Annotated in this window: 8 protein-coding genes; 2 read left to right on the forward strand and 6 right to left on the reverse strand. The window is 63.1% G+C overall.

The window, feature by feature from the left end; genetic code table 11:
- Position 1 precedes the first annotated feature (1 nt).
- From NUW87_RS09480 to NUW87_RS09495, 4 genes are all read right to left on the reverse strand, one after another.
- On the reverse strand, positions 2–1,321 hold the full coding sequence (locus NUW87_RS09480) for an amino acid permease (RefSeq protein ID WP_269028240.1): 1,320 nt from the start codon (positions 1,319–1,321) through the stop codon (positions 2–4).
- Positions 1,322–1,397: 76 nt separating this feature from the next.
- Positions 1,398–1,901 (reverse strand): flavodoxin domain-containing protein, encoded by a 504-nt coding sequence (locus NUW87_RS09485; RefSeq protein WP_269028241.1) that lies wholly within the window; start codon positions 1,899–1,901, stop codon positions 1,398–1,400.
- A gap of 42 nt (positions 1,902–1,943) precedes the next feature.
- Positions 1,944–4,190, reverse strand: coding sequence for a LamG-like jellyroll fold domain-containing protein (locus tag NUW87_RS09490; protein ID WP_269028243.1), 2,247 nt, complete (start codon positions 4,188–4,190; stop codon positions 1,944–1,946).
- Positions 4,191–4,461: 271 nt separating this feature from the next.
- Positions 4,462–5,823, reverse strand: coding sequence for an amino acid permease (locus tag NUW87_RS09495; protein WP_269028244.1), 1,362 nt, complete (start codon positions 5,821–5,823; stop codon positions 4,462–4,464).
- 308 nt (positions 5,824–6,131) lie between these two features.
- On the opposite strand from NUW87_RS09495, the gene NUW87_RS09500 reads away from it, so the two are divergent.
- Positions 6,132–6,764 carry a hypothetical protein gene (locus tag NUW87_RS09500; protein ID WP_269028246.1) on the forward strand — a complete coding sequence of 211 codons (633 nt, stop codon included), beginning with the start codon at positions 6,132–6,134 and terminating at the stop codon, positions 6,762–6,764.
- Positions 6,765–6,790: 26 nt separating this feature from the next.
- On the opposite strand, the gene NUW87_RS09505 is transcribed toward NUW87_RS09500, so the two are convergent.
- Together NUW87_RS09505 and NUW87_RS09510 are read right to left on the reverse strand one after the other, a co-directional pair.
- Positions 6,791–7,051 carry a helix-turn-helix transcriptional regulator gene (locus tag NUW87_RS09505; RefSeq protein WP_269028248.1) on the reverse strand — a complete coding sequence of 87 codons (261 nt, stop codon included), beginning with the start codon at positions 7,049–7,051 and terminating at the stop codon, positions 6,791–6,793.
- 108 nt (positions 7,052–7,159) lie between these two features.
- A complete protein-coding gene (locus NUW87_RS09510) occupies positions 7,160–7,834 on the reverse strand; it encodes a hypothetical protein (protein WP_269028250.1) in 675 nt (224 codons plus the stop codon).
- Positions 7,835–8,265: 431 nt separating this feature from the next.
- Here NUW87_RS09510 and NUW87_RS09515 point away from each other — a divergent pair, with 431 nt between their 5' ends.
- Positions 8,266–8,883, forward strand: coding sequence for a LysE family translocator (locus tag NUW87_RS09515; RefSeq protein WP_269028256.1), 618 nt, complete (start codon positions 8,266–8,268; stop codon positions 8,881–8,883).
- The last annotated feature ends 124 nt before the right edge of the window (positions 8,884–9,007 follow it).

Below are 9,007 nucleotides of genomic sequence, written 5' to 3' on the forward strand. Positions count from 1 at the left end.
TCTAGCCCGCGAACATCTGCCAGATGGCCACGCACATGATCACGGTGCCCAGCACGAACACGAACCAGGTTTCGGGCTTGTTGGCGTAGCGCTGGTAGTCCTTGGCGTAGCGGAACAACAGCATCGGCACGATGTACACCAAGAATGTGATGAACACTCCGCCGACCACGGAGATAAGGTCCAGGATCGACGGGTTAACAATGCCCGCGATCACCGTGGTGACGAAGATGAACACGTAGATGCCCCAGCGCAGCTTCTTCGGGTCCAGTCGCTCTGCAGCACCCGGCGCGACGGCGCGCACCAGGTAGGTGGTGCCTTCCTCGGCGCCCATGACGTGGCCGAAGTAGGACGAGGCGATCGCGCACAGCGCGACGATCGGGGAGAGGACGGCCAAAAACGGCGTGTCGGTCTCGTTTGCCAGGTAGGACAGCACGGGGATGTTCTGCTCGCGGGCGGCGTCCATGCCGTCGGCGCCGAGTGCCAGGGTGCAGGACCACACGAAGAACATGGTGAACACCACCAGCAGCGCGGTGGTGATGAGCTCGGTCTTCGCCACGGCCTTCTTGGTGGACTCCAGGTCATTCGGGTACTTCTTCTGCACGTCCAGGGCGAACTGGGACATCGCCGGCATGTGGTTGAAGGAGAACACGAACACCGGCAGGATCAGCAGCATCGCCTTCCAGAACGACACGTCGGACTCGTAGGAGCGGAAGCTGGCCAGGTCCCACTGAGGGATGAGGTAGAACGACACTGCGGCCAGCGCGATGATCAGGGGGTAGACCAGCAGGTTGGCAAAGGCCAGTGTGGCCTTCTTGCCCAGGGCGTAGGCGCCGGTGAGCACGCCGACGCACAGGAGGGCCATGAGCCAGCGCGGCACTTCGGGGCCGTGGAGCTGGTTGACCACGAAGCTGTCCATCGTGTTGGTGATACTCACGCCGTAGATGAGCACGATGGGGTAGATGGACAGCCAGTACATCAGGCCCGTCATCAGGCCGCGGTTGCGGCCGGCAAGGGCGGTGACCACCTGCAGCACGTCCAGGCCCTTGACCGGGGAGGCGGCCACGATGCGGGCGTAGGTGCGGTGGGAGAAAAACACCATCGGGCCGATAAAGAGGGTGATCAGCAGCAGTGGGACGAAGCCGAAGCTGCCGGCGTCGATGGGAAGGAACAGGATACCGGCGCCGACGGCGGTGCCAAACAGGGTGATAGCCCAGGACAGGGTCCCGCCATCGGGGACGGCGCCAGACCGGTTTTCCTCTACCTGCCGCTTGTCGGCGACGGTGAGGTGTTCCAAATTGAACTCTTTGCCCGCAGTGGTCAAAGGTACTCCTTAACACATGAGTGGTATACGCCACACGAATGATAAGGCAACACGACGCGCAGCGATAACCGGGGAGCTAGGCGCGTTGCGCCCACTCCACAACCGGGTCGAGGAGTGTCAGGTCCACACGGTCCGTGTCCCGGCCGTAGCTGTCCACCATCGCCTGTTCGTTTTCGGTGCGCTGGCCCTTGAGCCGCAGCGCGCCCACCAGCGCTTTCATCATCCAACGGTGGGCGGTGGTCAGCTCCGAGTAGTTCAGCCTGCCAGGCAGGTAAAAGCGGGTCACTTGCCCGGCGCGGTCACCGAGGAGGGGGCCGGAAGCGTCGTCGTGCCTTGCGGCGTCGACAGGCGTCATGCCCACAGTGACTAAAGCCAACGGACGGTCAATCGCCGGCAGTGATTTGATGAAGCGCACGCCCGGATGCGAGGGGCCGTGGACTGGAGAGAGGACGACGACGGGGCCGCCGGCGGCGTCGAGGGTGGCGGGCAGCTCGCGCGCGACGGTGCCGAGACGGCCGACCAGTGCCTCGGCGTACTGGCGTGTGGAGCCGTAGAACGTGGCGTAGAAGACACTGGTCATAGCCTTATTCTACGGCAGATAGACCTGCGCGTTTCCGCGAACCTACATCTGAGGCAGGAACGGGCGCAGCTGATCCAGCACCCACTGGAGCGCGCCGCCCGCGCCGGCGAGCACTGCCGCGAGCAGGCCAAGCACGCCCACCAGCACACCACCGGCGAAGGCGCCGATGCTGCTGCCCACGTTGGAGGAGCCGTTGGAGGAGCCGTCCTGGTCCTCCGCCGGCTTCGGCTCGGCGGTGACGGTGGTCGGCACCGAAACGGTCGTCGTCACCGGAGCAGCGGGAGCGGCCGTGGTGGTCGGCGCAGTGGTCGGCGCGGTCGTCGGCGCAGGGGCCTTGCCGCGGGCGGTCAGCCACTGGTCCGGGCCGATCGGGTGGTCCACCATGCGGATCTCGCCGATGTTGCCGAACCAGCCGTCGACCTTGTCGTTGTCCCAGGCGGAGGTGCCCAGAAGCCACTTGTCGCCGTTGCCGCCCATGCCCAGCGGGCCGTAGCCGTCGCGCAGGATCGGGGAGCCGTCCACGTACATGGTCACGGACTTGTCTGCCGGGTCGTTGACCACGGCGATGTGCATCCACTTGCCCTTCGGCACCTCGTGGGTCCAGTTGGAAAAGCCCTCGCCATTTTCACCGTAGGAGTACCAGCGCAGCTCACGCAGGCTGGACACGCCGAGCATCTGGATCGGGTCGCCGTCCTCGTTTTCCGGGTGGGTGATGGTGCCGGAGGCGTCGCGGACCAGGGCGTTGGACCACTTGTTGTTGTCGGCGTTCCAGTCCTCGTCGAGTTTGAGGAAGGCCTCCACGGTGTAGCCGTCCTTGAATTCCTCGGAGTTGATGTCGGCGCCGGTGGCGGTTTCGAACCAAGCGGTGGAGTGCTTGAACTTCGGGTCCTTCCAGCGCAGGGAGCCGCGGTCCGAAGACAGCGGGTGCTTGTCGTCGGAGAAGGACACCGCGTCGGCGCCTGCCGCGATGCGGTGGCGTGCGCGGGTCATGTCGTCCCCGCCGGCGACATCGGGGATGACGGCGCCGGCGGGGGCGGCTTCGCCGTCGTTAAGCAATGTGCCCTCGACCTTCGTCTGGCCGGGGCGCCAGTGCACCACGGTGCCGTCCACGTAGGCGTAGTCTTGCTCGTTCTTCGGCTTGTCCTTCTCGGTGACCTCGTAGGCCTTGTAGCCGTCGGTGATGGTCTGCTTCAGCGCCTCGTTGTAGTCCGGGTCGTTCGCGTCGCCGGCCGTAAACGAAGGGGCGAACGCCTTGAAGCGCTCCGCGAAGTCGAAATCGATGGTGTAGGAGTCGCCCTCGCCTTCCATGATCAGGTGGTCGAAGGAGTTGAGCTGCTCGTACTTCTTGGACTTCACCCACGGCGAGTACGCGAGCATCTCGAGCTGGTTGTTGGTCAGGTCGAACTGCAGCTGGCCCATCAGGCCGTTGCCGCCCAGGTAGGCCATCTGGTAATCCTGCAGGATGTTGATCACGTCGTGACCAGCGTCGTTCTTCTCCACGTGGTAGCCCGCACCGTGGTGGTGGCCGGCGATGGTGAGGAAGATCTGGTCGTTTTTACGGATCAGCTTGTCCCAGAGGTGCTCGCCGTACTCCTTGGTGAAGTAGGTGGACCCGTCGCCGTTGATGCCGGAGATCTCGTGCGCGGTGAGGATCACGGGCAGCTCCGGGTGCTTATCGATGACCTGCTGCGCCCACTCCAGCGTTTCGTCGTTGGCGCGGAAACCGAGCGCGAGCACCAGGTACTTCTGCCCCTCGGCTTCGAAGATGTGGTACTCCGAGTCGACGCTCTGGCCCGGGAAGGCGTAGCCGTCGCCGCCCGCGTGGATCTCCGTGGAGGCGGTGCGGCCCATGTAGGTGGAGTTCTTCTTCGCGCGCTCCTCCGGGAAGTACTCGGTGAAGGCGGATTTCCCGTCGAACATGGTCAGGTCGTGGTTGCCCGGCAGCACGGAGTAGTTCACCCCGGCGTCCTCGAGCGTTTTCATCGCGCGGTCCGCGATGTCCCAGCTGGCGCGGTCTTCCGGCTGGTCCACCACGTCGCCCAGGTGGGTGACAAACTGCGTGCCCAGCTTCTTGTGGTTTTCAGCCAGGAACTCGGTCTGCACATCAAATGGGTTGGTGCCGTAGCGGTCGCCGAAGATGTCGCCGGCGGCCTCGGTGCCGTAACGAGCGTAGAACTGGGTGTCCGGCATGACGCCGAGGGTGAAGCGGGAGGCGAGATCCTCCGCGTTGGCGACGGGAACTGGGGTGAGCAGGGCGAGGGCAGTAATCGCGGCGATGTGCTTGCGCATGGCAGTCCTTCGTTTCGCAGGGTTGGTAGGCAGTTGGAAACGTAGCGCCCTCAGGTTTCGCTGAGGTGAAATTCAGGTGAAACTTATGCCTGTCGACGCCCACGCGTCGCCCTTACCCACGTTTCCCCAGGGAATTATTTTAGGACCCATTTTTCGTCTCCGAAAGATATAGGAAAGATATAGCGGGGCGAATGCGGGCCGGAGTTCGCCATTTCACCTGTTCAGCAAATTGTTCCGATATCTTTCTATATCTTTTTGGGCGCGAAAACCCTTACCCCGCAACGATGTTGCGCACCGCCACGCCCATGATCACCAGGCCCACCACCAGCACGAAGATGGTGTCCGGGCGGCGAGCGTAGTGCTTGAACGCCGTGGCCTTGTGAAACAGCAGCACCGGCATGATGTAGACCAAGAACGCCACGAACACGCCGCCGACCACGGAGATCATGTCCAGAATCGACGGGTTCAACACGGCGACGATCATCGCGGTGACAAAGACGAAGACGTTGACCGCCCATCGAAGCGTGGACGTCGAGAAGCGAGCCGCAAAGTTCGGTGCCACACTGCGCACCAGGTACGCAGTGCCCTCCTCCGTGCCGAGCAAGTGGCCGAAGTAGGAGGTGATGATCGCCGCGATGGCGATGACCGGGCTGACCCACGCCATAAACGGCGCGTTGGTCTGATTAGCCAGGTACGACAGCACCGGCACGTTCGCCTCGCGCGCGGCGTCCATGCCGTCGGCGCCCAGGGACAGCGCGCACGACCACACGAAGAACATGGTGAAGGTGACCAGCATCGCGGCGGTGATCATCTCCACCTTGGACACCTCGCGCTCCGTGGCGGCGACGTCACCGTCCGTCTTTTTCTGCACATCCAGCGCGAACTGGCTCAGCGCCGCCATGTGGCTGAAGGAAAACACCAGCACCGGAAGGATCAGCAACAGGCCCTGCCACACCGAATAGGAGGATTCGTAGTCGCGGAAGCTGGCGAAGTCCCAGCTCGGGATCAGGTAGAACGACACCGCCGCCAGGGCGATGATCAGCGGATACACCAGCGCGTTGGCCAGCCACAAGGTGAGTTTCTTGCCAAAGGCGTACGCGCCCGTCATCAGACCAGCCGAGGCCGTGGCCAGCACCCACCGGCTCACCTCCGGGCCGCCGAGCTGGTTCACAATGAAACTGTCCAGCGTGTTGGTGATGGAGATGGCGTAGATCAGCACCGTGGGGTAGATGCCCAGCCAGTACACCAGCGCCGAGGCGAAGCCCCGCTTGCGGCCGGTCAGCGCCGTGATCACCTGCAGCACGTCCAGCCCCTTCACCGGCGAGGCGGAGACGATGCGCGCGTAGGTGCGGTGGGAGAAAAACACCATCGGGCCGATCAGCAGCGTGGCAATCACCAACGGCCAGAACCCGAAGCTGCCTGCGTTGATGGGCAGAAACAGGATGCCCGCGCCCACGCCGGTGCCGAACAGCGTGATCACCCAACGCATGAACGAGCCGTCCGGTTTGTCACCCTCGCGCTGCTCCTTGATCTGCTCGATGTCGGCATCCGAGAGGTTCTCCCGGACGAACTCTTGGCGCGAGAGCTCAAGGTGCTCGTCGCTGTGCTGCTCCGGCAGCTCGGCGTTAGTCATGCTGGTTTAGGTTACGCGTGTTGCTGTAGGGAGCGGTGTTTTGCATTCGCCTATCGACGGGCCTCCGGTTGACCACCTCGCAGTTCACACCAGCAGCGCCGCCATTCGCGCAGATGGTGAAAGGCTAATGGTGAAAGTCCGAAAATTTTCGCGGATTCGCCATCCCTCATTCACCATCTGTGCGGTCTACCGTCTGATCGGGAGGATCTGCGGCACCACCACCGGACGTCCAATTGTTTGCCAGGTTTTGGTGATCTAGATTTTTAACTCGTCACCGTTTGGCCTGTGTCCCGAAGGATCGCACCACCATGTCCCGTTCCCGCATCGCAACCGCCACGCTCGCCTGCGCGCTCGCCGTCGGCACTGTTCAAGTCCCCGTCGCTGAGGCGCAGTCGTCAGGGAGTTCTACCACCACCGACCAGCAAGGATTCGACAAAGCGACCGCAAAGTGGCAGCCGCTTTTTAGCGACGCATCCGCCTCCCTCCAACAGGCCGAACGCGACGCCAAAGCAGCGAAGGCGCAGCGCGACGCTGCGAACGCCGCCGTGCGAAACGCGGAGGCTGCAGTCGGGGAGGCGGAGGCTGCGCTGACCGCGGCTGAGGCCGAGCTCGCGTGGGCGCAGGCCGCGGACCAGGACGCGCTGGCGGCGGCGGTGGAGTCCGCCCGGGAGCGCCTCGCCAAGGCGGAGCAGAATGTCGAGGACGCGTACGAGCTTTCCGCCGCCGAGCAGATGACCCTCGACGAGGCCGAAGACTACGTCGCCGAAGCCGAAGCAGAGCTGGCGCAGGTCAACGCGCAGCGCCCGACCCTGGCGCAGTACACCACCACCGAAACCAACACCGCAGCTGTCGTGCTGGGTGTGCTGGCCGCGCTGGCGGTCGTGGGCATCGGCGTGGTGGCGCTGGCGCCGCGCCTCGGCATCGAGCTGCCCTGGCAGTAGCGACTCAGCCCCAGGGCACACCAAACTTATCGACGGCTAAAGTGCTCCCACGCCCGGTGCGTGTCCTGGAGATTGAGCCACAGGTCTGCCGAGGTACCAAGCGCTGCCCCGACCAGCTCGGCGGATTCCCGCGTAAGCTCCCGCTCGCCCGAGATGAGCTCTTCAACGAAGCGCGTCGGCCGTCCCATGATCGCGGCGAAATCTGCTTCGCTCCAACCACGTTCTTCCAGTTCCTCCGCGAGGAAATCTCCTACTGGGAACGCTTCTGCCAAGGGTTGAGTAGCCACTGTTCACCTCCGTCAGTGGTAATCGACCATTTCAATAACCACTGCGATGCGTCCATCTTCGCTAGTTTCAAATCGAATAACAAGGCGATATTGCTTATTCAGCCACCCCTACGCCGGCCGCACGCGCGCCCGCTCTAGCCGGTGCGCCTGCACAACCTTCTCCACCGCGTACACGATCTCCCGCAGCGCGCCGAACCCGGAACGCTTCGTGGACAGATCCACCGTCACTTGCACGCTGCCGACCCACATCTCCAGCACCACGTCCGGCTCCGCCTTGTTGGGTCCGAACAGCGGCAGCGGAAAGTAGATGGTGCTGGGCTCGGGCACGATCTCGACGCCGCGAACTTCTTCGCACTCGAAATCCATGCGCATGCCCGCAAGACCTGCGCGCTTCGGGCCTCCAAGTTTCGGAAGCGTCACTTCACTGATTTCGACCCGCATTGCATGGGCTACAGCGCCCAGACGCACCGGCTGGGGCAGAGCCCACGAGATGCTGGTGCACAGCACCGGCATGAATTCCATGATTCCCTGTTCAGCCTGCTCACGTGCCGTGACAGCAAGCGAGTAGATAGCAGCGAACCTCGGCTCAAGAGCCATCGCTTCCCTACATATCTCCGCGAGCATCCCCGCTGCACGCGCCGCCCTGTTCGCAGTCCTCGCGTCGCGCAGCATCATCAACGGGACGCCAGCCATCACGGTGTAGCTGACCAGCTCCTCAGCGCGCTCCCCGGTGACCGGCTGACTATCGTCCACCGTCCGCCACTGCCTCGCCGTGCGGTTCACGGCATCCACAATTTCCTGCCCGAGCGCCCGCGCAGTCGCGTTCAGCTCGCGCCCCGGATTCTCAACTATTACCCGGCCCCCAACGTGCGTTCCCGCCGCCTTGGCCCCAATTTTCCAAGTTTTCATCCCCATGCCGCGCAGCCTACGGGGCAGCCTGCTCAAGCACAGCCCCTCGAGTGCTCATTTCAGTGGACATTTGCCTATCGACGCACCAAAGGTTTCCAACGCCCAACAGTTGGTGCGCACCCAGTTGTCCGCAATGCGGAGTCCGCAAAGCGCTCGGGCAGGTGGCGGATTTCTAAATCACAGAACTTATCTGTTTCGCTGCAGGTGAGAGCGCCGTTATAGTGTCATGCGCAAATCCAATAGCAGGGAGGTGTTAGGTGGCTTTTAGCGCCCTAGTGACCCTTATGGGCGTGTGGTTCGCGGCGATGGCGTCGCCGGGTCCAGACGTAATGCAAATCATTCGCTTAGGTGCGCACTCTACGCGCGCAGCCGTGTGGGCGGCGCTGGGTAGTACCACCGGCCTTACCATCTGGACCGTGGCCTCCTTAGCCGGGCTGTCCGCACTGATTACTGCGCACCCTGGCATCCTCGTGGCACTGCAGGTTGTCGGTGGCTGTTACCTGCTGTGGATGGCCTATACCGCAATTACCGATGGCATCAAGGAGCGCCGCGCGCCCGCAACTGTAGTGGGTACCGAAACCCGCGCCCCGCAGCCGCGCGGGTTTACACCGGACGGCATCATCAAGGCGGCCACCGCTTTTCGCATGGGGTTTATCTGCGATCTTTCGAACCCCAAGGTGGTCATTTTCTTCGGCGCCATCTTTGCCAATTTCATCGATCCCGGCATGGGCATCGCTGCGAATCTCATGGTGGGTGCCGTATTGATTCTGGAAAGCCTCGTGCTCTTAGTGGGTGTGGCTCTGGCTACCCGCGCGGTTGCGAAGTGGATGGCTAAGAACTCCGCCTGGGTGGATATTGTCAGCGGTGTGGTCTTCCTTCTGCTGGGTGTGATTATCCTTTTTGAGGGCTTACGTTCTCTTTGAGGGCTTTGACCAACACGATCGAGCCGAGGAAATATGGCTCCTCCGCCGAGGGTGTCCGATTCTTTGTGTGCGGGGGCTTGGTTTACAAGTAGTCCGCGAATCGGTCGGGGTAAGCCACGGCTAG

Origin of the sequence: Corynebacterium pilbarense (assembly GCF_026930265.1) — a bacterium.
Classification (GTDB): Bacteria; Actinomycetota; Actinomycetes; order Mycobacteriales; family Mycobacteriaceae; genus Corynebacterium; species Corynebacterium pilbarense.